We start from the raw sequence: 24,652 nt of genomic DNA on the forward strand, positions 1-24,652 counted from the left end.
GTGGCGCGACGGATCCGTCCCACAAACGCAGACCGCGACGACGCGATCATCGGCGACGCCGTCGAGCGCGCCAGCCAGGAGAAGTTCACGCGCGAGCCGCCCAAGACACTCCAAGGACGAATCAACTTTCTGCTCAGGCAGCTAAGGACGACCAAGGCCGTCGCGGCGGAGCTAGGCATCAGCCAGCGTTCCGTGGAGCGTTACCGCAAGGGCGACCGCAAGCACCCGCCGAAGGCGGTCGCTGACCGCCTCGACGCAGCGGTACGCGCCCGCTGGCAGCCGCGGGTGCGGTTCCAGAAGCAGAAGGAGGCCGCCACCACGGGCGGCATCACGGTGGAGACCAGAGCGCGGTTCGGCTACGACGCTCCCGGCGGTACCACCGACGACGGCCGCTTCCGGCGCCTGACCGTCCGTCTGTCGGCCGCCTACGCCCGCCGCCTGTTCGACGCTCAGCAGGGCCGTAGCAACGAGTCACCGAACGAAGTGATCGCCGAGGGCCTCCAGGAGCACTATTTCAAGGACAACGGCCTCCGTGCTGACCACCTGGAAGTCGAATTCACGGATATCGATTACATCGACATCGAATATTGAGAGCTCTAAATGGCGAACATCAATTACCCCTTCTATGACCGAGCGCTCCACTTGGCCAGTTAGCGGAGAGTTGGCCAATCCCACTGCGTTGTCACCGATCACCCCATCACGGCATCTTTCCGGGAGAGGCGTTATGCCATCGATCGAGACCTTGCTCCACCGACGCACCGACCTATCTGCCTTCGTGGTCCACTTCACTCGCGACACCGCACGCGCCACCGCCGGTGACAACTTGAAGGCGATCTTGGAAGATCAAACGATCGAGGCTCGCAACGTCTTCGGCATGGCGGGTGCCCTGGCCAAGAAGCACGAAGCCATCGCGGACACTCAGCGGACGGTCTGCTTCACCGAGACGCCTCTCGAACACGCCTGGATGATGTGCGAGCGGATACCCAACCGCGCTATGAGCTTCAGCGGTTACGGCCTGGCGTTCACACGCACTTTCGCGCGGCGCATGGGCGCCAACCCCGTGTGGTACCTCGACATCACACCTGGCCACAACTGGCTGACCGTCCCGATCAACAACATGGTCGACGACGCCTGAGAAATCGCCTGTGACCCGTCCGAGGGAGGAGGGGACGCGGCGGCGAAGGCGGACATCCTGCGTTTGACTCCCTTCATCGAGCAGATGGGGAAGCCTGCGGGGACGCGCAAGGAGTTCTGGTGGGAGCGGGAGTGGCGCCACGTCGGCGACTTCCACTTCCGCTTCGCGGACCTGGTGGTGGTCTTCGCTCCGGAGGAAGAGCACGACGAGTTCGAGGCGTACCTCAGGGAGCTGAAAGAGAAGGGGAGGCTCCCCAGTCTGGTCGACGCCACCTGGGGGCTCGAGCGGATGATCGCCGCGCTCGCCAGAGTCGTCGAGTCCGGTCCGTTCCCGGAGTAGCGCAAGCTCAGCCGTCGAGGGGGTTGCGCTGACGTGCCTCGGTTGCCTGGGCACGAACGTACGGGTCAGCGTCTGTTGCCAGCAGGTCAAGCACGGCCGAGGTCGCGGGCTCCGCGGCGGGAAAGCGGCTCAAGGCGATCGCGACCCAGGCTCGAACGCGGGGGTTGTCGTCGTTCGCGAGCGAGCGGATCTTCGGCAGGGTTCTGGGGTGCTGAAGGAAGCCGAGGGAGCTGAGGGTGGAGATGCGCACCTGCGGGGAGGGGTCGTTCAGCAGGTTCAGCAGCATGTCGATGGCCGTCGGCTCTGTGCCGTGGCTGCCGAGCGTGCCCACGACCACGCTGCGGACCCTTTCGTCAGAGTCCTGCGCAGCGTGGGCGAGCAGGTCGAGATCGGCTGGTTCGGGGTGGAAGCCGAGCAGCCAGATTGCCGCTCTGCGAAGGTCCTCATCGTTGCTGACGGCGCACGGCAGGAGGATTTCGCGCGCGGCGGCGGGGTCTTCCTGCGCGAGTACGTGGAGCCTCGTCGAGAGGGAGTCCTGGTCGTCACCGAGGTTGCGGGAGTAGGCCCGCAGCAGGGCGGCAAGGGATGCGCGGCCGGCGGTCTTGGCCAGAATCCGGGCGAGCACATGACGGGCGTACCAGTTGCCCGCCTCCATGGCTGCTGCGAGATGCCGTTCCAGGTGCGGAATCAGCTCCCCCTCGTTGGGCGGCTACGAGCTCTTCTTCGATTTCTGCAAGGTCGCCGAGGTCGCAGTCCGGATCCGTGAGTCCGTCCGCCAGTTCATCAAGGCGCAGGGTGAGATCATCCGCTGCCCGTTGGTCTTCCAATCCGTCCTCCTTGTGGACTTTCACACCGCACCGAACCTGCCACTGCGGGTCTCCCTACTGCGGTCACGGAGCGGATTGTCCAACAGTCCGCTGGCAAGGGGGAGTTGGGGCGGCTCTGGCCGGTCTCGTACGGCTCGGGGTCCCGCGGTCATCTCGCACCCACACCTTCAGCCTCTTCATGAGGAGGATTTCGTGCCGTACGACCACGACGACCATGATGGCGACCTCGCCCGCCGCCGCCAGGTCGGGCGGGTCGCCTACACCGAGAAGGCATCGACCATGCCGACCGGAGCCACCTCGTGGCCACCGATGAGATCGCCGAACGGCTCAGAGAGCCGTCGGTTCGATCATCGAGGACCACACCGAGCAGGATCGTCTCGACCACCCGACCCACGCTCCAGAACACCTTCGGCATGGAGGCCCCCTGGGTGGGGTGCTGACCTGTTGATTTACAGCCCATTAGGTCGCTGACCTGCGCGAACGTGTCTTTCGGCGTCTTTCATAGGGGTACCGTTTTGTGCCGCGCAAACTCCCCAGAGCCTCCCCGAGCGAGGAGAAACTCCCCAGCCCCTCCCCAGGGGGAGTGGCTGCGGAGCGCCCGGTGCAGTGCCGCCTGCCACGAGTCTGTCCGCGTCACTCGTCAGTTGGTACTCGTCGTGTAGCTGCCGTAGTGGCCCACTTCTAGGACCTGTCTGACAAAACGATCAGCACTGGCGGAGCCAGAGGACCAGGGAGGCGACGTGGAGTCCGGCGAGGTAGCGGGCTGCCAGCTTGTCAAAGCGGGTGGCAACGGCACGGAACTGCTTGAGTCTGCCGAAGCAGCGCTCGACGACGTTGCGGGCCTTGTACTGCTCGGAATCGAAGGCTGGCGGTCGCCCGCCGGCCGATCCACGGCGCTGTCGGCCTGCGATCTGGTCGGCTCGTTCAGGGATGACCGCTCGGATGCCGCGCCGCCGTAAATCGGAACGGATGGCCCGCGACGAATACGCTTTGTCCGCGATCACCGTCTCGGGCCGACGGCGCGGTCGACCTGCCCGGACACGGGGTACCCGCACTGCCTCCAGCAGCGTGTCGAACACTGTGGAGTCGTTGATGTTACAGGAGTGACGATTACAGCCAGCGGAAGCCCACGTCCGTCCGCTGCGAGGTGAATCTTGGTGGTCAGACCGCCCCGGGACCTGCCCAGAGCCTGTTCACGCGCCCGACGCACCGGATCAGCCAGTTCGTCCGGCGCGGGTGCCCCTTTTTGCGAGCTCCCGCAGCGTGCTGGTGGGCACGGTTGATGGCCGAGTCGACAGACACCGTCCAATCCAACGCGCCCACGGCGTCGTCATGGACTTGGACGTATTGCAGTAACCTTGCCCAGGTGTCGTCCCGTTCCCAGCGGGCGAATCGCTCATAGACGGTCTGCCACGGGCCGTAATGCTCGGGCATGTCCCGCCAGGGTGCCCCCGTCCGCAATCGCCACAACACACCGTTCACCACCTGCCGGTGACCCGCCACGGCCGGCCGCGACCATCAACACGCGGCAGGAGCGGGGCTATCCGCTCCCATGCCGCATCCGTCACCTCACCTCGACCCACCACAAGATCCATTATCAGGCTGTCCGGTGTGATCTCCCTGCCAGGCGTCAGGCATCCGCCGCCCCCGCCGAGCGTGACTCCCTTCCGCTCCGGCAGGCGAACCACTCGTCAAGCTGTCGTCGGATCCGCAGGGAAGAACGAGAACGAGCTCGCCGGCTCTCCGAGATGAACAGTCCTGGCGTAGGGGGTGAATACGGGAACGGGAGCATCGGCTTTCATCTCCCAGTCACTGGCGTACCGGCACTCCGTCGACGAGGTCCTCAGCAGCTCAACGTACTCACCGAAGGAAGCACCCTTGAACCGTCCGCCGAGAGACACGGTCTTGCTCTCATGGTCGAAGACGGGCACGGGAGTATCGCGCAGCATCCCCCATGCACTGGCGTGTGTGTTCGTCTCTCCGCAATCGATCATGAAGTCCACCCAGAGGGCGAAAGTCAATGCTTGACTGGCCAACATCATCTCCCTTCCACGGACCTTGTAGCGGCAGGCCACGTTGTCACACCACCGGCCGACCCTCACATCCTCTCCGAAGGCTCCCCTCCAGGCGCAGTGGTTTGTCAGACAGGTCCTAGTGGCGCCAGGCCAGTCGATCCTCCGGAAGGCTTCCGCTTCTACGACCTCCGCCACGCCGGACACACTCTCTCAACCCGCTCACGATGGTCCACGCCGGCCCGTCCTCCGGGAAAGCCGCGCTGATCTACCAGTACTCCGACGACGACCGACAGCAGGAGGGTGCAGCCGGTCTGGATGCGACCGTACAAAGCAGGCCAGGAAGCTGCTGCCGTACCAAAACTGGCGACAGCCCACCCCGATGATCAAGTATCTGGCACGCGGCGACTGATTGCTGAGGTCAGCAAAAGGGGCCCGGTTCAGATGGCCTGGGCCTTTGTCATGGAGCCGGTGACGACAATCGAACTCGCACTCTCAGCTTGGTAAGCGACGGCGCTTGGCGTGCTGGATGGCTTCTGAGCTGCACAGATGCGTCGCGGTGTGGTGGTTGCGAGGGCCTGGTGGCGCCGCTGTTGACCGTAGTCGTCCATCCCAAGGGCGCGATGTTCCGCGACGGGCGGATGTCGCGCTGATGTGGCTCTCTTTCTGCCCGAGGTCTGTCGGGGCGTAGGCGGGCCGTCCGAGGTCATTGCGACTGCACATGGATGGCGGCGTCCGAATGCGAAGAATCACTCATCTCGGTAATTCGGCTGATTGGGCGTCAGGGACGCTGCTAGCGTCCACAAACGTCACACGGGGAGTCAAATGCCCCGCCCGCCCCAAACGCCAGGATGACCGTGAAGATCAAGCGCGTTCGCATCGAGAATTTCTGCTGTCTGCACAAGGTGGACGTGACCTTCGAAGACATCACCTCCTTCATCGGGCCGACGGGGGTCGGCAAGTCCACCGTGCTGCGTGCGCTCGACTGGTTCTTCAACGGTGAGAAGGGCGTCGCTCTCAGCGACGACGACATCCACTCGGCGGCCGAGGGCGGCCGTATCTCCGTGGAGGTTGAGTTCGACGGACTCACCGAGCAGGATCGCGAGACCCTTGGGCGGTATGCGCCCGACGGCGCCGCGAGCGTGAGTATCTGGCGGACCTGGCAGAACGGCGAGGACAAGATCACGGGCAAGGCTCTCGCGTACGGGCCGTTCGAGGAGGTGCGCAAGAACGAGAAGGCCATGGAACTACGGCGTGCCTACGACCAGTTGAGGGAGAGCGACACGAGCCTGGGACTGTCAGCCGCCGGCACCAAGGACAAGGTCCTGGAGGCGATGCGCACGTGGGAATTGGCCAATCGCGACCGCCTCACCGAGGCCGAGGTCGAGGACACGCACTTCTTCGGCTTCGCCGGGCAGAGCCGCCTCGCCCAGCTGATCGACTTTGTGTTCGTCTCCGCCGACCTGCGGGCGTACGAGGAGGCCGACGATCAGAAAGCGACTGCGCTAGGCCGTATCCTCGACCACGCCGTGGACCGCTCGCAGGCGAACGAGCAACTCGGTGAGATCGAGGAGAACGCTCATCTGGCCCGGCAGGAAGTACACAGCAAGGTGTATGGACCGGTGCTGGACGAGGTGTCGGCCGCGCTCTCGGCGGAGGTCGCCAGGTTCACCACCGGACGCGACGTGGTCGTGACCCCCACGGTGCAAGCTCCGAGGCCCGCCCGGACGACCTTCCAGGTGAGCATCCGGGACGGTGCCGCCCATACCCCGGTACACCGGCAAGGACACGGCTTCCAGCGCGCCCTGATCATCGCCGCGCTGAAGTACCTCGCCGATCGCAGGCGTTCGGCCGACGGCATGCGGACGCTGTGCCTGGCGATCGAGGAGCCCGAGCTCTTCCAGCACCCTCCTCAGGCGCGGACTTTCGCGAAGGTGCTCCGCGAACTGGTCGCCACCTCGTCGCAGGGGCGTACTCAGGTCATGTACGCCACCCACAACCCGGTCTTCATCGATCCGAAGGGCTACCACCAGATTCGACGCCTGTGCCGTGCTGCCGGTGAGGAGCATCCCGCCACCGAACTGTGGCAGGCCACGGAGGAGGATCTGTGCAGGGCCTTGGACGGGTTCGTCGACAAGAAGGTGATCAGGAGCAGGACTGAGGGCACCCTGGGCGGTGCGCTGGCGGAGGGCTTCTTCGCCCATGCCGTGGTGCTGGTCGAGGGGCGTGGGGACGAGGGAGTGATCACCGGTTGCGCGGACCGGTCGGGGATCAACCTTGGCGCGGAGGGCATCAGCGTCATCGAGGTCCACGGCAAGGACAACCTCATGATCTCCGACGCACTCTTCAGCGCCCTGGGCGTGCCCTGCTACGTCGTGTTCGACGGCGACGCCGGGATGGAGGAGCGCAAGCGGGCGTCGGTGCAACACCTCATCCCGCAGCAACGGCAGGACAAGGAGCAGGAGTTCGAGCGCCAGGCGCGGAAGAACCGGACCAAGAACGCGAATCTTCTGCAGTACCTGGGTGCGGTGCCCAATCCCCAGCCCGCCGACGAGTCGACCGGCCGCTACACCGTGTTCGAGGACACTCTGGAGACCCACCTCGACCAACACTGGCCGACCTGGGAGGAGCGCAGGCAGGAACTCGTTCGTGCCGGCGAGGGCATCGACGGGAAGAACGCGGCGACCTATCTGGAGACGACCCGAACGGCCGCTACGGAGCCACCGTTCCTGCTCCACGCCTTGCTGGAGAACGTCCGGTCGTTGACCGGGCGACGGTAGCCAACTGGTTGCCTCACGCGGGCTCGCAGTTCGACAGCCTGTTGAATCTCTGCGGCTGTGTCGACGGAGTCCTCAACGACACAGTCGCAGAGCCCCTCCAAAAGGTTAACGAACCATGCGGACATGGGCTGTTCTGCGGGACCTGCGTTCAGCTCTTCTGCGGCCAGCGGTTGCGACTCGATGCAATCGGTCGCGACCACGCTTGACCTGCTCGCCCGCGCTGGCGCCGTCGCTCCCTGTTCCTGCAAGGTGTAGCGGCCCGCGATGAGGACGCGGTCCAGATCCGTGCGTCGAACCAGTTCCGCCAGGAGCCGGTCACTGTTCATGCTGGCGCCGATACTGCCGATCACGCCCTCGTCGCGCAGACGTACCAGTGCGGGCATGGTCTCGGCGACAGCCTGATCCAGGTGGTCGTCGGGATCGTGTACGTGGACGATGTCGAAGTGGTCCGTGCCAAGGCGCCGCATGCTGCCTTCCGGGCTGCGCAGCACACCGTCCGCGTCGAAGGCCGGCACCGGTGGGCGGCCTACGGCGATGCTCCAACCCACCTTGGTGGAAAGCTGATAGGAGTTCCGATCGAACGGCGCGATCGCCTGCCCCAGACGCAGCTCGGACAGGCCGTTGTCGTACTTCGGTGCGGTGTCCAGCAGCGTGGAACCCAGTGCGAGTGCCCGGTGCACGGTGGCCACCGCGACCTCTGGATCGACCGCCGTGTAGAGGTCCCCGATGGGTGCACAGCCGAGTCCGCGGACAGCCGTTCGCGACGCTTCGGCTACGGGCGTAACTCTGGCAGCCGACCGTCTACGGCGAGTTCGCCGACATAGACGGGTATTGGCAATGGGTCCACCTCGACTATGCCGTGTTTTAGAAGCCGATCGTCTGGCGACGGTCGAGGATCTTCGCAAGGTGCCATCTGCGCCCAGAGGCAAGCACCTGCACGCTCCGCAGTCTGGTCCGGTAGATGCGAAGTGGATGATGGTTCGGTGACGAACATCAGTGACGACCACGTGAAGGTCCACTTCCGCATGGAGATAGACGAGGACGGATGGCCGCCGGCGAGTGTCGAGAGCCTGTGGGCTATCGACCTGGGCGATGGCAGGGTGCGGCTGGACAACACTCCCTGGTTCGTCCGCGGAGTCGCCAGTGGTGACGTCATCAGGGTTCAACCGGATGATGACGGTCTCCTCTGGGCCGGAGAAACAGTGGAGCCTTCGCAGAACTGCACCATCCGGCTCATCGTGCTGAAGGACGACGGATCTGCCGCTGCGCGGCAGAGCGTACTGGAAGTCTTCCATCGCCTCGGCACGACGGGCGAAGGCATCGAGCGGTTCAGGATGGTGGCCTTGGACATACCGCCGCAGGCAGACCTGCTGAAAATCCGCGAGCTGTTGGAGCACGGCGAGACGAAGGAATGGTGGCACTGGGAAGAAGGCTGTATCACTGCCGCCTGGGAGGCCACTGCGCGACCGTGAGGGCAGCGGTGCTCCGTCCCAGCCTGTAGGCGGCCCGGTGCACTCGCTGGCGTTCTCGCCCGACGGCACCCCCTGGACACCGGCGGCCTCGACGGCACTGTGAGACTCTGGGCCCCGGCCACCCCTGACCTCATCGGAGAACCCCTCGTCGGCCACGGCGGACCAGTATCAGCGGTGGCGTTCTCACTTGACGGGACCGTCCTCGCCACAGGCGGTCACACCGTGCGCTTATGGCTCGTACCCCGATCAACATGAGCGCTCGACAACAGCCCTCACGGCTCGATGGCACGCGCTCGAGGTTGGGTGGCGCAGGATATGCGCCTCCAACTGGTGGACGAAGTTCGTTCGCTATACATTCGAACATGTGAGCGACAATCCGTCTCGTCTTGAACTGCTGCACTTCGCGCGGCGCGTTGTGGTGCAGCAGGCGACTACGGCCCTGGCGCAACTGGACGAATGGATCGCGGCCGAGGAGCGCCGTGAAGCCGAGAGCCGGAAGCGGGAGGCAGCCAGGCCCGCGCCGCCGGATTGGGTGGTCGAGCGAGGTCCGGACCGTAAGGCAGTGGTCGCGGTGCACCGGGGGCACTGCTGGGGTGCGGGGAGGTATCGCGCTTCGGTGACCCGGGCTCAAGCTGTCGAGGTGCTGCAGCAGCAGGTGCCGGCGTGCCCGGAGTGCCGGCCGGATGCGGCGCTCGGACTGTTGGGGTAGGGCCGCGGTCGTGTGTGAGTGCGCCGTGTGTGACGGGGTGCTCCGTTGACGGCGGGTGGCGGTTCCGCTTCCGTCCAGCGCGTGGGCGGCTGGACGGAAGCGGGGCGGTTCCCCTTCGGTGGTTCTTGAGCACAAGGGGGGCCGCGCGGCCTTCCGGACTGGAAGGTGCGACGCCGGGGAGGCGTCCGCTTCTATGGTGTGCCATCCCGTCGGTGCCGCAGTGAGAAGTACGGTTTCGCCACCAAAAGCGTTCATTCCGGCGTGATTTGCCCGTAGTTATGGCGCTCTTGGAGTAACGGGCGGGCCGGGCAGGGGATGCGGCCTATTTGTTCCGTAACCCCGGGATCACATTGAGTGGTGTGCGCCCGGCGCACCATGCTGTCCTCCAGCTCCTCCGGGGCGCGTTTGAGCACCGCCCCGGAGGAGGTCTTCCGGACTTCTTCATTCCTCAAGGGAAGGTGCGATGACAGGAAAGCAGGTGATGACCGTGACCGTACTGGTGGCGGTTCTCGTATGGAGCACGGTGATGACCGTGCTGGGGCAACTCGCGGCCATGGCCGCGCTGTTACCGTCGCTGGGCCTCCTGGTCCAGCAGATCGTCACCGCGCTCGGCGGCAGCACGGACACCCGGCCCGTCCCGCCCCCGGCCGCCGCGGCCGGGAGTGAGGAGCCATCCCGGTGACGCCGCCCCAGACACCCGACCAGCCCGGAGAAGACCCTCCCAGTCGCCGGGGCCGCCCCGCTGAGCCGATCTGCGAGAGCGCCGGTGTGGCGCACCGGACGTGGCTGGAGCCGGTTCGTGGCCGGCTCACCGCCAGCGGCCTGACCCTCGACGAACTCGTGAACCGCTCCGGCTACTCCAAGACCCGGCTGTCCGAACTCCTGCGCGGCAAGGGCTACTACCCGGGCTGGGAGATCACCTACAGCGTGGTCCGGGCCCTGGAGATCCCCGTCGGCCCGGTCCGCCAGCTGTGGAGGATGGCCGCCGTGGAGGCAGACAAGGACACCGCCTGGATCACCAGCCGGATCCAGGACGTCCAGGCACCCGCCCCCGAGGAACAGCCGGTGGCCCACCTCGCCTTCACCCAGGCCATGGGACAGCCCTACACCGCCTACGCCCGCGCCTTCCTCCAGTCCGACCAGCGCGCCCGCCAAGTGGTCTCGGAGACCTTCGACATCCTCTGGCTCACCTGGGACGAAGCGACCGCAAGCCCCGACCTGCCCCGCCACGCCTGGCTCCTGCTGCGCTCACGCGTCCTGGCCCGCGCCCCCAAGCGGCCCGGCGGGCGCCCCGACCTGCGGGCCGCGGCGTTCTCCACGGCCTCCCAGGCCGGCATCCGCGATCTCGCCGAGCGCCTGGCCCACATCGGCAGACTGGCGCGGTTCTTCGACACGATCGCCGGCCTGCCCCCGGACCAGATGGACGTCATCGTCCTGCGCCATCTGTGCGGCATCGGCCTGGACGCCGTGCCCGGCATCGTCGGACTGGCCCCGGCCATCACCCACACCCTGGACCACCACGCCCGAGGGGCCCTGCACGAGCTGCACCCCGACACCGACACCCAGGAGTGATCACCCCGCCATGAGCACCATCGACGACCTCCTCGCCCAGTCCCTGCTGCTGCACCAGCCGCACGTCCCGTGCGACGTCGTCCCCTACGACGACCTCGCCCACGACGACCCCACGGCCGGCCACCTCCTGAGGGACGCCGGACCGCAGACGGCAGACGACAGCGCCGCGCAGCATCTCACCGCCCTGTGCGAGGCGGTCGTCACCCACTGCACCATCGAACAACTCGCCGACTTCCTCACCGAACACGTACCGCAGCCCAGGACCGCCCGGATCCTGGGCTGCGCCCTGCAACTCGCCGGCGCCGACGACGGCGCCCGCTTCTGGTGGCAGTTCGCCGCCGGCGCCGACGACGTCCCCGCCTCCTACTGCCTCTACCTGCAACACCTCACCCAGGGCGACCCCCACGCCGCCGCCCTGTGGCAGACCTGGCCAGACACCCCCGAACTCCTCGACGACGGACCGGATGCGGCCGGTCCGGTCGAGGACGCCCCGGCCTACCGGATGATGACCGCCGACACCAGCCTCACCACCGTCCTGCGCGTCCTCAGCCGCCTCACCCGCGCCAACCCCCGCAGGCACACCCCGATGGCGCAGGCCGTCATCGAGTTCGTGTCCGCCGAAGTCGCCGTCGCCGCCCATCGCCACCCCGACCTCGAGCTCCCCCTGCCCGGAGACGACTTCGCCGAACTCCTGGAGATCCTCGCCATCGCCGCCTCCGACACCGGCCGGCACACCACCGCCACGGACACCGTGACGGCCACACCCCGCAACCTGCCCAACCGGCCACGGGACACGGACAGCGACAGCGAGTGCGCTCCGGCCCGGATGCCGGACCCCGAGAAGGTCCTGATGAACGTCACCGCCGACGGCCACGACGAGCCCGCGATCACGGACAGGTTCTTCAAAGAGGCGAGCGCCGCCTGCGATTGGGAGGCTGTCACCACAGACAGCACGGAGACACGGGGTACCCGCACGTCTTACTACCTCAGCCGCCTGCGTATCCGGGCCGCCAGAACGTTCTCACCCGCACCCTCCGGATTCGGCACCTGGGCCCCCTCCGGCTTCGGGTCCCCGAGCTTCCGCGGGATCTGAGACACCGCCAACGGATGGACGGGTGCCTCCTGGCGGACTTCCTCTCTCCACGGCCTCGCCGCGACGGTCATCGCCGTGCCACGCACAATCCGTGACGCCGACGGCCCTCTCGCTGGCACGAAGAATGAAGGAGCTGCGTGGCTTTTCCCGCGTACCCGGTTGGGTTACTCCGGGTATCAGAGAAGGTGCGGGTGCCGTCGGGTTGAAGGGGGGCGTGTGGTGTCACTCCCGGGAGTGAAACGGGCGCTATTGGGGAACCTGGCGGTTCGGTCGAGAGTCCACACAGACATGTAGCAGATCTTGTTGTTGTACATCTGCCGTATGAGGTTTCCGATTACCGGTGTTGTATTCCTGAGCGCGCGTGTGCCGGGAGCCCTGTGGCTATAGATTGTGTTTCCGTCCGAACGTGACTGCCTCAGGCTGCCCACGGTCGGGGGTGCGCGGGCCCGCAGCGGTGATCAGAGATCGCCGCAGGCTGTGCCGCGTGTGACTGTCTCGTGCGGTGACCGGCGGCTGAAGAGCTGGTGAGCGCGGCAGGGACGGCGCACGCTGCTTCATGTTGTTGTGTATCAGTCAGGAGTTCCAGGTGCCCGATCCCTTTCCCATGGCATCGGGCATGCCTGAGTCGGGTTCAGGAAACCCGAATATCCCGTCGCAGAACGGGGATAGCCCGGATGTAAACAGCGCTCCGGAGCGGCGGCCGGCGGGACACGGTCCGACTGCCGATGATGCAAATATCTACGTCCGTGAGGCCAGTACGGCAAATGGTCGTTCAGATACTGCGCCTGAAGACTTTCTGGATTTTCTGGACCGTCTGTCGGAACGGGTCTTCGCAAAGAACAAGGAGGCGTGGCCTGCCGTGCTCCAGTTCGCCCTGCTCCTCCTGCTGCTGTCGGCGTCGGTGATCACGCTTATGGGCGTCAGTGTGATGGCGGCCCATGCTGCGGGTGTTCCCGGCTGGGCCATCGGTGCGGGGACAGCGGCGTCGGCGGGCGGGGCGGCTGCAGTCAAGGCGAGCCGCCGGCGCACGACCGGTCGCTCCGGGAGCAACCGGGGTCAGGGGCAGCAGGGGCGCGGTCGACGTCCTAACCGGGGTCAGGGATCGCACCGCCGCCGTTGACTGTTGTGCCCTGGTGTCCAGCGGTCCCGGTTGTGTGACCGACGGGCGGGACGTCTGCTGTGCGGCGGGTGCGATGCGTGAGCCCGACGGCCGCCAGGACGGTGGCTGCGACCTGTACGGCCAGGAACACCGCCGTGCGCCCCGAAGGGGGTGCGGCAAGTGCTGCCGCGGTCGCGGTGGCGAGCCCGAACGCAGTACAGGCGGCGATGAACACGGCGGACGACAAGGTCCGCCTGTGCCCGGAACGCGGGCGCCGGTGGCTGCCGCCCGGGTGGTGCGCAGAAAAATCGTACGGAGGGAGCCCCTCCGTGTGGTCGGTTTCCTGTGCGGTCATCGTGGCCCCCACGGCATCGCCCCTCTTCACTTTCCGTCACTGAACAGTTACCCATCATCCAGGGTCCGGGACCCGTGCCGCTGGATATCGGCACATACAACAACGCAACTCTTGTCCAATGGGTTCTTCCGCTCGCCGTACTGCGGTCAGACGGTGATGCCGGTGCGCAGGACAACATCTGTTATCGCCGGCTTCCCAACTGAGGCGTCGACACTCTCACCTTCTGACCGTCCCTGGTCAGTGAAGCCGTTATCGGAGAGTCTGGAGGGATGCTGCTGCCGCCAACCCATGGGAAGACCGAACTCATCGAGGTCGTGCGCATCACCGACCCCGCCAGGCACCTCAGTTCGGAGGATCTGGCGGGCGAGACTGCCGCCATCTGGGAGGGCGACCAAGCCCAGCAGGCCCTGTCTCTGATCGCCGACCTACCAGGCAGTGAGCTGTACCGCTGCTTCCTCCCAGGCTGGGGCATCCGGGCACACCACTCCACCGATCAGCTCTTCGAGATTGCCTTCTGCTTCCGCTGCCACGGCGCTCGCGTCTGGGGGCCGGATCTTCCTGTCGAACAACAAGACCAGACATTCGACGCGCAGAGCCCTGCCGCACTCGAACTGCTCCGCCGATTTCGCTCGTGCCTGCCAGACTGAAGCGCAGGTCTCCCCGACCACTGACGGCGACCGACCAGCCGGCCGCCCACCACGCCAAAGGTAACGTGGTCTTCGTCGGTCCGGCCGTGAGATGTGAGCATTCCGACGGTGGAGGGGCCGTGTTGGATTCCGAGGACGATGAAGGTACCCGGGTTGATACGGCTGCGGCCGGTCAGGCCGCCGGGGCCCTTGCCGTGTCCGCTTCGTCGGCGTCCCCGGCCGAACGGGTGTTGCTGGACTGGCTGGAGGCGCACATCGCGCTGCTGAACCGCCTGGATCTCGATGGCACCGTGGGCTGGAGGTACCGGTCGGTGTATGAGCTCGTGTCCGCGCACGGCCGCTGGTTCACGCCCGCAGTTCTTCCGGCGCAGGTCCGGCCGCTGCCGGAGCGGCAGTGCTTCGCCAACGCGGCGGCCACCGAGCGGGAGCACCCGCACCTGGCCTACGCCGACGGCTTCGCCGTCGCTGCCGGCAGCCCCGCACCAACAACCCACGCCTGGTGCACGGACCCGGACGGCCAGGTGATCGACCCGACCTGGTCGGAGTTCGGCGGCAGCGCCTATCTGGGAATCGTCCTGCCTCCGCGGCTGAGACCGCACGGGCCTCGCAGCTGGGGAGTCCTGGAAGCACCCGACTCCCTCTTCCCGTTGCTGCGCAACGGCCTGTGAGCGGGACGGCCTCGAGACTGAGCTTGCTCTTCAGCCCCTGCGGCTGTCGCGCTCGGTGATGCTCTTGGGGCGGCTCAGACCGTGGTGTGCGGTCGTTGCCCCAGGTGGTGTCAGCGGTCGGTGTTGGCGGATTTCTCCTCGGCCTGGGGCACGGCCACGGGCTCTGGTGTGGCGGGGGCGGTGTAGAAGACGGAGGAGCCTTGCTTGCTGCGCTGGGCCTGGCTCTTAGCCACGAGGCCCTCGGTGGTGACGCGGACGACCTTGGTCTTGATGTTGCGCTCGGGGTGGGCCTGGCTGAGTGCGGTGGAGATTTCCGCGGCGGAGCGCGGCTCGTTCTGCTCGGCGAGGTGGCGGCGGATGAGTTCCACCAGGGTAGGCCGGGCCGCCGTGGTGCTGGTCTTGGGCGTGGGCCTGTGGGCGGCCTGCTTCTCGGCCGTCGTATTCCGCACGGCCGGGACCTTCCGTGCCCTGCGCTTACCAGTGGGTGCAGCCTCGGTCTTCTGCTGACGCGAGGGCGCTGCGGCTTTCTCAGCTGCGGCCGACGGCCCGTCAGGTTCGTGCGTGACACCGAGTGCCTGCTGGACGTTGACCAGCACGCTGTGGTCCTGCTGCAGAGCGGCCAACTGGTGCTGCAGAGCGGCGATTTCCGCGCCGATACGTTCCTGCTCCTTCACGTTGCTTTCGAGGTCGCCAGCGACCTGGGCGATGTACTGGGATGTCAGTCCCGTGGCGACAGTTGTGCTCTCGGACATGATGCTGGCCTTTCCTCGGTGTACGGCAGTGGTCCAGACTCTTGACCTCGAACGGGGGCAGCACTGTCTCTCTGCTGTACCGGCACTGCAGACGCTGTACCTACCGAAAACTACCTTGATGTAGAGATACTACGGACAGGCAGAACCTGTAGTTCCCCCTCAGCCTGTCCGTCCCGACCGTGTTCGGGCCGACAGGGTGTACGCCTCCCGCAGGAACCGTGCCCATCTGCGCCGCCGCGGCATCCGCTGCACTATGCCGGACATCACCGATCAGGCGCGCAACCGCCGAAAGCGCGGTTTCCGAGGCTGCTGGCCACCACACTTCGCCCCGGACGACTATCGAGAGCGCCACATGGTCGAGTGTGGGATCAACTGAGCTTCTTCAGCCGCCCCTCTCGCGAGTGAAGGACCGTCGCGTGTTGACGATGTCTGTGAGCAGGGCGACCAGCGCCGTGCTGACCTGAACCGCCGCCCTGGATGTCACCCGATCGGTGGCCGTTCTGAAGAAGCTCAGTATGTGGCCAGCAACATCAAGCGCCGCCGCTACACCGCCGGTGCCTTCCTGACGTCGGAGACCGTCATGATGAAGATGTACGGCGTCGGCCGGCACACCGTACGATCCGCCATCGGCGAGATGCGCGGCATGGGGCTCGTCGAGTCACTCCAAGGCAGGGGCACCAGGACGAACCATGCACGAGCTCGTAGGAGTTGTCTCGAAACAGGAGGGGCGTGACTGCGCACGCACCGTGTGCGGGGAGACCAGGGCCAGTGTGACAGCGTGTGCCGGCCCTAGGGCGGGCCCGGAGCGGGCCGGCTCGTGTCGCAGGGCTACCGATGCTGTGCCCACCACCCGATGCTCGCTACCAGTGCTGAGCCAGTCGCCCATGCTGCGCCACGTACCAGACTGAAAAGTGCGGCACGGCCCAGCCTTCGTGTGTCGAAGGTGGATTTCTCCATGGGTGTGACCTCCTTGGTGATCGCCGGGCGTCTCTGCCGGCAGGACCACCGTGCCGGTGGAGGGCGGGGGATGTCTGAAAAGGCGGGCACAACGGGCAATGTCCTTCTACGCTCCTGGCTATTGGGGGTGCCCGCTGTGCCCGGGGCGGGCACCCGGGCACAGCGGGCACCAAAGACGGGGGCACAGGTGGGAAAATCGGCCAAGGCCCGTGCCTTGTATGACGCACTACGCGCTCTAGAAGAAAAGGCGAAAAATTCCTATTCCAGACACGGGTCGAATAGGTACTCGCACCGCGAAGTCGCACGGCAGGTTAACGACAACTCTTCGCTGAGCAGGCGTCTCGGAGAGTGGCTCAACGAGGACTGGGACGCGGCGAAGACACCGGATCCCAGCAGCGCAGACCGGCTGATGGCTGTGATCAGTTGGTGGAGCCACTGGGCCAAGGAACGCTTCGACCAGGGTAAATGGGCCACCCTCCTGGAAGAGGCCCAGGCTCCTCACATGCCCAAACTCAGTCGTACGCAGCGAGAGACGACGATCGCACGCGCCGATGCTGTCGAGAGTAGTGCAGCGATACAACGGATAGGGGTGGGGCGTCCTCTGGCGGAGATGACCGACCCATTCGATTTGGAGGTGCACCGTGCCATCGCCTCCCCGGCCGCAGGATTGCCCTTGCTGCCTACGTACATGCGCCGCGGTCATGATCGGGCCCTTGGCGAGGTGGTAGCACACTCCATAAGCGGTACCAGCCAGATCGCAGTGCTGGTGGGCGGGTCATCCACCGGCAAGACGCGTGCTTGCTGGGAGGCCCTGCATCTGCTGCGCGCGCAGAACGAGCCATGGCGGCTGTGGCATCCCATCGCCCCGACGCCTGCTGATGCTCTGCTCTCCGGGCTCAATGACATCGCCCCGTATACGGTGGTGTGGCTCAACGAAGCCCAGACTTACCTGGCAACGAACCCGGGTGGTGAAAAGGTAGCAGCTGGGTTGCGCAGCCTGCTGCGTGACGTGGAGCGGAAGCCGGTCCTCGTGCTGGCCACTCTATGGCCGAACCATTGGGACACCCTGACCACGCGCTTGGATCCGGATCTGCACGGGCAGGCACGGGAGCTGCTGAGCGGGCGCAAGATCGATGTGCCGGATATGTTCACGATCGCTGAGCTTGTCGCGCAATCCAGCGCAGTAGGCGCTGACTCGCGTCTCGGTGAAGCCGCCAAACACGCCCGGGACGGTCAGGTTACTCAGTACCTGGCCGGGGTGCCGGTCCTGATGGACCGCTACCAAAGGGCACCGCCCGCAGCCCGGGCGGTAATTCACGCTGCCATGGATGCTCGCCGCCTGGGAGTTGGCCGTCGCCTGCCCATGGCGTGGTTGGCCAGCTCAGCTCCGGGATATCTCACCGAAAGTGAGTGGGACTCCGAAGGTGACGACTGGCTGCAGCAGGCCGTCGACTACGTCACAACACCCTGCAACGGAATTCCGGGCATGCTCACCTCTGTCAGGAGGGGTGCCCGGCGAAATCAACGTACTCGCACAACCAACAGCCCTGTTTCCGCCCATTCCAACCCGCCTGAGGTTGGGCCCCTCTATCAGCTGGCGGACTATCTCGAACAACACGGCCGCTGGCACCGGGTCGGCGAGATGCCCCCGATCGACTTCTGGAATGGGGCCGCTTCCTATGCGCTCCCCGCCGACTTGAAGGCCCTCGGCGATGCCGCCTGGGCCCGCGGCCTGTATCGCGATAGCGCACAACTCCACAAGCGTTGTGCCGCGGGAGGAGATGTTAGCGCTGCGCAAAGTCTCCTCAGTCATTTCCACGTGCTGCACCCAATCGATCCCCGCCCGGCTCAATGGCTCGCCGATCATGTTGCTCTCGATGACCCGTCTGCTGTGGCATGGGCGTTACAAGCATTGCGACAGGTGGGAGCTCACGAACACGCCGCGGCCTTGCTGGCGCGGCGCCCCGAAACCGCTGTCACCCTGGCTCGGCCTGGCGCTGTGGCGCACTTGCTCAAGGCGTTGCGGGAGGCGGGGGCGCACGAACAGGTTTCCGGGTTGCTGGCCCGGAATCTCGGAGCACGAGCGACCCTCGGATACGCCTACGGCTTGGGCCAACTGATGGAAGAGCTACAGAGGGCGGGGGCCAATGAACAAACCGCCATCCTGGCTGAGCGAGTGGCCACTCATGCGGACGTCGCCAACATAGACTCCGTCTGCTGGCTAATGGACGGCTTGCGGAAAGTGGGCGCATACGAATCGGCCGCACTTCTTGCTACCCGAGCCGTCGTTGCTGTTCCCCTTGATGACCCGGACAGTGCGTTGCGCCTGCTGAACCGTCTACCCGAGGAGAAAAGGCAAGAGCAGATCACGATCTTGTTATCCCGCGACCCAGCTCACCACGCCCCCCTCGACGATCCCGGCAGTGTCACTCGATTGCTGACGGCGCTGCGGGATGCAGGTGCACACGAGCAGGCTGTACATCTGGCAGACCGGGCCAGCAACGAAGTCTCGCTCTCAAGCGCAGACACCCTCGCCCGCCTGTTGTGGAGGCTGCGAGGAGCAGGTCACCTCGAACAGGCCGAACGGCTGGCAAATCGAGCCGTGGCTAAAGTTTCTCTCGCCGACCCAGAGGCCGTCGCCCGTCTACTTGAGGAACTTCGGGAGTCCGGTACGCACGACTGCCTCACTGCACTGCTCGCGCGTATCCCGGATGCACTGACTGACCTAACTGATGCGTATGGTGTCGCGCGGCTGTTGGAAGAGCTGCGAGCAGCTGACGCCAATGATCAAGTCAGAGAGCTGCTGGCCCGCGACCCAGCCGCTCAGGCTGCCCTCGGCGACCCTGATGCCGTCGCCCGCCTTCTGTGGAGTCTGCGGGCAGCAGACGCTGAAGATCAAGTCAGAGTGTTGCTAGCACGGAACCCGGCCTTTCACGCTGACCTCGACGACATGGACGCCGTCGTCCGCCTGATGCGAAGGCTCCAAAGGTTCAGCACCCATGAACAGGCCATAGCGTTCGCGGAGCGGGTCACAGGCCATGCCAAGCTTGACGATGCTAAGGGCGTGTGCGATCTAATCGATCAAATGCAGCAGGCTGGGCTGCACAAGCAAGCCACAGCCCTCGCGGAGCGGGCTGTAGACCAGGTTTCTCTGCGCGAATATCACGTGGGCCGCCTACTGAAACACCTGCTGCAGATTGGCCTCCGCAAACCGGCTGGAGATCTTGCTGCCAGATTCCCTGCCGCGGGACTTTTCGCCAGTCTCGTCCAAACCTGCGGCTTCGAGGAGCGTTTCAAATTCGGTATGGAACCAAACGGGCAGGCAGCAATCCCCTGGGGGTGGGAAGACTTGGCGTAGCGTCCACCTCGTCCGTCAAGGGGGCCGATTCCAGTCATGTCGCAACACGGTGATCATTCCAGTGTTGTGACGAGCTTAGCGAAGAGGTTCGTGGGGGTGTTCTAAGGACCACGCCCCCCCCGCGAGGAACTGCGCAAGAGCCGGATCCTGCCGGCCATCTCCCGCAAGGGCGCCCCGAACATCAAGGGCTTGGGCAAACTCCGCTACGTTGTCGAGCAGACCTTCGCCCTGCTCCATCAGTTCAAGCGCCTCGCCATCCGCTGGGAACGCCGACCCGAACTCCACGACGCATTCGTCTCGTTGGCCTGCGCCCTGATCTGCTGGAGACGCCTCAAGAAACACCGATCATGATCGTATTACGAGCTCTATGCGCGGTCAGACTTTCCTCCCACTCGCCAAGGTTTCCTTGCCTCCTTCCCCCAAGGCGTCCCTGGCAACTCACCGGCATACCGAGCACGAGGTTGCAATACGCCTGCTACATCACCCGTATATCCAACCGTAAACAAGAGAGCTAGGCACAGCCAGTAGTTGGCCAATAGTTCAGATTCTACCCACTCGTAAATCGAGTAATCTCCAGACTGTTGCTTCGTTGGGTGAGTTGCGACGTTTCGCATTTTGATCATGACACCCAGGGCGTCAGCCCGCGCCCCACCTTTGCGCATCCGACGACGTACGTTGGCAAGATATTTAAAATGCCTAGGAATCGCGATTGCGATTCCCATCTTATCGAGAAGGTTTCTAATTTCCCATTCCGTGCCACTGATTTGGGGAATTAGATTTTTCCATCGCCTAGGACTGTACGGGTCGACAGTGACGAAATTGTAATAGGTGAGAAGCTGCAGGCCCGAGATGGGCAAAGAACCCTTGCCGAGTGGCTCTGGTGAGCGTTCGATCGGCCGTACGGTGCCCTTATGGGCAGGGACGGAGTGCCCCGGCTGCGTCTGGTCGTCGTCGCGGTCGACGGGGGCGGGCCAAGGTTGTGCCGGGGGGTGTGGTGGTCCGTTGATGCCGTCGGCGAAGCCGACGGCGGTGTTCTGTGAGGCGCCCTGCCGTTCGAGGCACTGGCGGCGAACGCGTCGGGCGAGGGCTCGGACCGAGGCGGTGAATGCTGGCGTGACAGCTTCGTGTCCGTAGTGTGGGGTGGCGTGGACGGTCGGGGTCGACCGCCCGGTCACGGCGGTGTACTGCTCTTCCGTTGACCAGAACGGAGCAACTGGCCCTCACTCCTCTGACGTTGATGCGCCAGCGACGGTCCGCCTGAGCTCAGCCGCGGGGAAGGGAGTGCGCTTGCTCTTGGTAAGCAGTCGGTGATGGAAGTCGTCCAGGACAATTGCATGCAGAGCGTGACGGTCGATGATCGCGGTGATGTCGGGCGGAACGTCGGCGGGTTGGTGGCCGTCGACCCAGTCGCGCAGGAAGACCCCGTGTTCGGTGCCACCACGCACTTCGTCTGGCAGGTGGTGGCGAAGCAGGTGGTTCGGTGCATAGGAGCGGTCGTACACGAGGTGATCAGCGAGAAAATCACGCTCCTCCGCTGAGAGTTCAAAATCGCGGCTCAACGCGAGCCCGAAGTCTGCGAAGTACACCCGCTGGCCATCGGTGAGCAGATTGGCGAAGTGCGCGTCGAAGTGGACCAGTCCACGCGCGCTCATGAACTCTGTCCCCCGCAGCAGCGCATTCTCGACCCACCGATAGGGCGACTCGCTTCCCCACTCCGGTTGGGCGGCATCACGGCTATCGCCGAGCCACTCGGCGAGCGTCTGCGGCACATGCTCCAGGAAGAGCACCAGGCTGAAGGAGGATCTTCCGATCGCCTCCAGCCGACGGCGCACGGCCGACGAGCCCTCCCAATGCGCCACGGCCCCCTCAACGCCGCCGAGCCCGTCAACGAAGCCGGCAGGGGGACTGTCGGGCAATACCCGCCAGTGATACAGCAGCGGAAACCCCGCGTACTCGTTCTTCAGCGCCCACCCCGTCGTGATGATGTGCGCTGCCAGCTCACGCCAGGCACCGAACCCGGCCGACCCCGCCCCGTACTGGTAGAAGAGAGGAAGATCGAACACATTTACGGTCGACCGCACGTGCTCCGGCTGCAACTCGACGTCCGTCAGCGGGACCCGCTTGACGAAGACGCGTATCCCCTCGACTTCCATCTCCGCGGACCTACCCCCGATACCGGAGCCGAGACTCGGCGCGGCGGACACTGCATCCTCAAGCCGACGGTCGCTCAACAGGGACAGCCGTGCTCCCACGGCCGCGTAAGCGGACACTCGCGCGGCATGCCCTGACTCGGTCACATCCATCGGCGGCTCCAACCTGACATCAAAACTGACTTCTGTTGATCATGCCAGGGCCTTGAACGCGACTCCCGAAGTCGTCGCCAAATGACTCCCTAAGAAACCTCCACAGCCACCCGCAGCACGGTGAAGCCGTCGGCCGGGGCGATGGGTCCCAGCACGCCCAGTACGCCGATGGCCTGGTCGACGACCGCGTGCGCGTCCATCGCCTGCATGGGCTGCTCGTTGGCGGCCCGCAGCTGCTCCGCCTCGGCACGCAGGTGCCCGGCCACCACGGCGCCCGAGGCGGCGGGCTGGGAGGCCGGGCGGGCGGGAGGCTTCATCGGCTGGTCCAGTACAGCAGAACGGCGCGGTGATGCGAGGTCAAGTTTCCCATCTGCTCGGTAGGGCCCTCAGCATCATCCCCGACCTGCACTTTCACAGCACAGGGGCCACGCGGCCAAGGGTGACGTAGGGCCGCGTCGCCCCTACGTGGGGACCGCGCTTACGAACCCCGCCCGGACTGGGTAACCATCCGGGTGCGGGCTATGCCTGGAGCCGGAGAGGTCGGCCCTTGGCCTGCTGGCGGTGCGGGAGTCAGGTGTGGATGGCGTGGGGGGGGTGCCTCTACGGGGTTCGTCAAGGAATCGAGCTGCGTTTGGCCGGGCTGACGGGCAGCATGGCGGCATGCCGGATCTGCTGTGGGATGACGTCAGGAACTTCTTCGACCCTGACCTGATGGGTGCTCTGCCTGATGTGTCCGTGACCGACACCTCGGTCGATGACTGGCAGGCGGTGTTCGACCTGGCTGGGTCGAGCGGGCGGACGTGGGAGTACTCGGAAGGCTGCGTTCGCATGCCTTTGCCCTCGGCGCAGGAGGTGCTGTCACGGCCCACGGATGCGGACACGGCCCTGCTGAAGGTATGGCCTGTCGCGGATGTGCAGGTGAACTTCTGGCCGATGTCAGCCGGTGAGATCGACTTCGATGTCGATCTCCGGGAGTTGCAAGGCCAGGAAGGAGTGGACGTCCTGTGCGGCCTCCTAGGCACGGTCGGGCGCCGGCTGGGCAGGCCCGTGCTGATGACCGGAGAAGGAGACCGGGGGAAGCCGGTGCTCGGGTTCGACCCCAGGGCCGATCGCGTGGTTCTGCTGGCGGATCCCCTCGGAGTTCAACTGAGCGCCGCTGCAGGCCGGGATTCGTAGAAGGCGCCGTCGCGGAGCATGGCGAACAGGACGCTGATGCGGTGGCGGGCGAGACGGAGAAGAGCCTGCGTGTGGGTCTTTCCGCGGGCCCGGCACTTGTCGTAGTTGGTGCAGGAGGCGGGATCGTGCAGGGCGGCGAACGCGGACAGGAACATCGCCCGTTTGAGCTGCCGGTTTCCGCCTCTGGGCGCGTGTTCGCCGTGGATCGAGGTTCCCGAGGACTTCGTCGTCGGGGCGAGCCCGGCGTAGGAGGCCAGATGTGCGGCGGTGGGAAAGCTGGTTCCGTCGCCGACGGTGACCAGCAAGGTGGCGGCGGTCCTGACCGCGACCCCCGGAATCGAGGTCAGGACCGGGGAAAGAGGGTGAGCCTCCAGCAACTGCCGGATCTGTGCTTCAAGGGCTCGTCGCTGTTCATGGACGGCGGCGAGCGAACGAGCAAGGGATGGGATGACGATGTCGAGGGTGCCCGTGCCTGGAACGATGACGCTCTGTTCGTCCAGGGCATCGAAGACCTCGTCGATCAGCCGCTCGGCCATGCGTGGAGCTTTGGGTCTGATGACCTCGACGAGCTTGCGGCGTCCGGCTTTCCGCAGCGCGGCCGGGGAGCCGTAGCGTTCCAGCAGCCAGGTCACCGCGGAGTGGTCCAGGCGTGGGCCAAGGACGCGTTCCAGCGAGGGTGGAACTGAGTGAGGAGGCCGCGTATCCGGTTGGAGGTCCGGGTGGCCTCGGCTGCCAGGTCCTGATCGAAGCCCACCAGCACGGTCAGCTCGGCGGTGATCTCGTCGGTCAGTTTCAGCGAGCGCAGGGTGTGCGGCATCGTCCGGGCGGCGTCCGCGATCACTGCGGCGTCCTTCGCGTCGGTCTTCGCCTCGCCGGGATACAGGTCGGCGGTCCGCCGCATTGCGAGTCCGGGCAGGTAGACGACCTTGCAGCCAGCGTCCCGGGCGACCGTCAGGGGCAGGGCTCCGATCGAGGCGGGCTGGTCCACGATCACCAACACGGTGCCGAACTTCGCGGCCAGCTTGTCGAAGACGGCCTGCAGCTTCGGCTCACTGTTGGGCAGCTGCTTGTCGAAGACCTTCTTGCCGGCCGGGGTCAGCCCGTGGCCGTGGTGGGCACTCTTGCCGACGTCCAGGCCGAGAAAGACGCCCACGTCGTAGATGTCGTACAACCCATCCTCCTGAACCGGGTTCGTGCGGTGCTGGCCAGGACGTTGGCGTCGTATGCGCGCATCCACGTTATGCAGACCTGCCGCCTGCGGGATGCCGGGCATTGCGCCAGACCAGGCGGTGGTCAGACCTCTCATCAGCGTCTCCAACGGCGCCTCTCGGGCCCGGTGACACCACCCCCCAGGTCATCCGTTCGACAGGGGGGAACAGTCATGCCGGGCCTGGAGGC

21 protein-coding genes and 3 pseudogenes are annotated in these 24,652 nt (G+C 65.7%); 16 read left to right on the forward strand and 8 right to left on the reverse strand.

Annotated elements, in window-relative coordinates; genetic code table 11:
- From tpg to ACIPTO_RS42500, 3 genes are all read left to right on the forward strand, one after another.
- Window positions 1-591, forward strand: a complete 591-nt coding sequence (gene tpg / locus ACIPTO_RS42490; protein ID WP_401201159.1) for a telomere-protecting terminal protein Tpg — start codon at window positions 1-3, stop codon at window positions 589-591.
- 133 nt (window positions 592-724) lie between these two features.
- Complete coding sequence (locus tag ACIPTO_RS42495) at window positions 725-1,135, forward strand: hypothetical protein (RefSeq protein WP_401201161.1); 411 nt, start codon at window positions 725-727, stop codon at window positions 1,133-1,135.
- 84 nt (window positions 1,136-1,219) lie between these two features.
- Window positions 1,220-1,474 carry a hypothetical protein gene (locus ACIPTO_RS42500; protein WP_401201164.1) on the forward strand — a complete coding sequence of 85 codons (255 nt, stop codon included), beginning with the start codon at window positions 1,220-1,222 and terminating at the stop codon, window positions 1,472-1,474.
- A 7-nt stretch (window positions 1,475-1,481) separates the two neighbouring features.
- Here the strand turns inward: ACIPTO_RS42500 and ACIPTO_RS42505 are convergent, their stop codons facing one another.
- From ACIPTO_RS42505 to ACIPTO_RS42515, 3 genes and pseudogenes are all read right to left on the reverse strand, one after another.
- Complete coding sequence (locus ACIPTO_RS42505; protein ID WP_401201167.1) at window positions 1,482-2,129, reverse strand: HEAT repeat domain-containing protein; 648 nt, start codon at window positions 2,127-2,129, stop codon at window positions 1,482-1,484.
- A gap of 876 nt (window positions 2,130-3,005) precedes the next feature.
- Window positions 3,006-3,896, reverse strand: a pseudogene (locus tag ACIPTO_RS42510) (IS5 family transposase).
- Between the two features lie 96 nt (window positions 3,897-3,992).
- On the reverse strand, window positions 3,993-4,511 hold the full coding sequence (locus ACIPTO_RS42515; protein WP_401201250.1) for a hypothetical protein: 519 nt from the start codon (window positions 4,509-4,511) through the stop codon (window positions 3,993-3,995).
- Between ACIPTO_RS42515 and ACIPTO_RS42520 the strand changes: the two are divergent.
- Window positions 4,479-4,699, forward strand: a pseudogene (locus tag ACIPTO_RS42520) (site-specific integrase); the annotation flags it as partial. The gene ACIPTO_RS42515 and the pseudogene ACIPTO_RS42520 sit on opposite strands and share 33 nt — an antisense overlap.
- Before the next feature lie 471 nt (window positions 4,700-5,170).
- Window positions 5,171-7,093, forward strand: coding sequence for an AAA family ATPase (locus ACIPTO_RS42525; protein ID WP_401201170.1), 1,923 nt, complete (start codon window positions 5,171-5,173; stop codon window positions 7,091-7,093).
- On the opposite strand, the gene ACIPTO_RS42530 is transcribed toward ACIPTO_RS42525, so the two are convergent.
- Window positions 7,000-8,112, reverse strand: a complete 1,113-nt coding sequence (locus ACIPTO_RS42530; RefSeq protein ID WP_401201173.1) for an aldo/keto reductase — start codon at window positions 8,110-8,112, stop codon at window positions 7,000-7,002. The genes ACIPTO_RS42525 and ACIPTO_RS42530 overlap by 94 nt on opposite strands.
- On the opposite strand from ACIPTO_RS42530, the gene ACIPTO_RS42535 reads away from it, so the two are divergent.
- The 8 genes from ACIPTO_RS42535 (at window position 8,077) to ACIPTO_RS42570 (ending at window position 14,708) form a co-directional block, all read left to right on the forward strand.
- Window positions 8,077-8,565 carry a DUF4265 domain-containing protein gene (locus ACIPTO_RS42535; RefSeq protein WP_401201175.1) on the forward strand — a complete coding sequence of 163 codons (489 nt, stop codon included), beginning with the start codon at window positions 8,077-8,079 and terminating at the stop codon, window positions 8,563-8,565. The genes ACIPTO_RS42530 and ACIPTO_RS42535 overlap by 36 nt on opposite strands.
- A 99-nt stretch (window positions 8,566-8,664) precedes the next feature.
- A complete protein-coding gene (locus tag ACIPTO_RS42540; RefSeq protein WP_401201177.1) occupies window positions 8,665-8,820 on the forward strand; it encodes a hypothetical protein in 156 nt (51 codons plus the stop codon).
- A gap of 109 nt (window positions 8,821-8,929) precedes the next feature.
- On the forward strand, window positions 8,930-9,274 hold the full coding sequence (locus ACIPTO_RS42545; RefSeq protein ID WP_401201180.1) for a DUF6233 domain-containing protein: 345 nt from the start codon (window positions 8,930-8,932) through the stop codon (window positions 9,272-9,274).
- A gap of 463 nt (window positions 9,275-9,737) precedes the next feature.
- A complete protein-coding gene (locus ACIPTO_RS42550) occupies window positions 9,738-9,956 on the forward strand; it encodes a hypothetical protein (RefSeq protein WP_401201182.1) in 219 nt (72 codons plus the stop codon).
- 86 nt (window positions 9,957-10,042) lie between these two features.
- Window positions 10,043-10,846, forward strand: coding sequence for an XRE family transcriptional regulator (locus tag ACIPTO_RS42555; protein WP_401201184.1), 804 nt, complete (start codon window positions 10,043-10,045; stop codon window positions 10,844-10,846).
- 10 nt (window positions 10,847-10,856) lie between these two features.
- Window positions 10,857-11,939, forward strand: coding sequence for a hypothetical protein (locus tag ACIPTO_RS42560; RefSeq protein WP_401201186.1), 1,083 nt, complete (start codon window positions 10,857-10,859; stop codon window positions 11,937-11,939).
- 1,723 nt (window positions 11,940-13,662) lie between these two features.
- Window positions 13,663-14,040 (forward strand): hypothetical protein, encoded by a 378-nt coding sequence (locus ACIPTO_RS42565; RefSeq protein WP_401201188.1) that lies wholly within the window; start codon window positions 13,663-13,665, stop codon window positions 14,038-14,040.
- Window positions 14,041-14,234: 194 nt separating this feature from the next.
- Complete coding sequence (locus ACIPTO_RS42570) at window positions 14,235-14,708, forward strand: hypothetical protein (RefSeq protein ID WP_401201190.1); 474 nt, start codon at window positions 14,235-14,237, stop codon at window positions 14,706-14,708.
- 110 nt (window positions 14,709-14,818) lie between these two features.
- Here ACIPTO_RS42570 and ACIPTO_RS42575 read toward each other — a convergent pair whose 3' ends face one another.
- On the reverse strand, window positions 14,819-15,460 hold the full coding sequence (locus ACIPTO_RS42575) for a hypothetical protein (RefSeq protein ID WP_401201192.1): 642 nt from the start codon (window positions 15,458-15,460) through the stop codon (window positions 14,819-14,821).
- A gap of 517 nt (window positions 15,461-15,977) precedes the next feature.
- On the opposite strand from ACIPTO_RS42575, the gene ACIPTO_RS42580 reads away from it, so the two are divergent.
- Both ACIPTO_RS42580 and ACIPTO_RS42585 read left to right on the forward strand, forming a co-directional pair.
- Window positions 15,978-16,193, forward strand: coding sequence for a GntR family transcriptional regulator (locus ACIPTO_RS42580; RefSeq protein ID WP_401201195.1), 216 nt, complete (start codon window positions 15,978-15,980; stop codon window positions 16,191-16,193).
- 222 nt (window positions 16,194-16,415) lie between these two features.
- Window positions 16,416-19,775, forward strand: coding sequence for a hypothetical protein (locus ACIPTO_RS42585; protein WP_401201198.1), 3,360 nt, complete (start codon window positions 16,416-16,418; stop codon window positions 19,773-19,775).
- Window positions 19,776-20,995: 1,220 nt separating this feature from the next.
- On the opposite strand, the gene ACIPTO_RS42590 is transcribed toward ACIPTO_RS42585, so the two are convergent.
- Both ACIPTO_RS42590 and ACIPTO_RS42595 read right to left on the reverse strand, forming a co-directional pair.
- Window positions 20,996-22,078 carry a protein kinase family protein gene (locus ACIPTO_RS42590; RefSeq protein WP_401201201.1) on the reverse strand — a complete coding sequence of 361 codons (1,083 nt, stop codon included), beginning with the start codon at window positions 22,076-22,078 and terminating at the stop codon, window positions 20,996-20,998.
- Window positions 22,079-22,167: 89 nt separating this feature from the next.
- Entirely contained in the window at window positions 22,168-22,395 is a 228-nt protein-coding gene (locus ACIPTO_RS42595; RefSeq protein ID WP_401201204.1) for a hypothetical protein, read from the reverse strand.
- Window positions 22,396-22,738: 343 nt separating this feature from the next.
- Here ACIPTO_RS42595 and ACIPTO_RS42600 point away from each other — a divergent pair, with 343 nt between their 5' ends.
- Window positions 22,739-23,254 carry a hypothetical protein gene (locus ACIPTO_RS42600; protein WP_401201207.1) on the forward strand — a complete coding sequence of 172 codons (516 nt, stop codon included), beginning with the start codon at window positions 22,739-22,741 and terminating at the stop codon, window positions 23,252-23,254.
- On the opposite strand, the pseudogene ACIPTO_RS42605 reads toward ACIPTO_RS42600, so the two are convergent.
- A pseudogene (locus tag ACIPTO_RS42605) lies at window positions 23,221-24,425 on the reverse strand (IS110 family transposase). The gene ACIPTO_RS42600 and the pseudogene ACIPTO_RS42605 sit on opposite strands and share 34 nt — an antisense overlap.
- Between the last annotated feature and the right edge of the window lie 227 nt (window positions 24,426-24,652).

It is taken from the genome of Streptomyces sp. NPDC090083 (assembly GCF_044747445.1).
GTDB lineage: Bacteria > Actinomycetota > Actinomycetes > Streptomycetales > Streptomycetaceae > Streptomyces.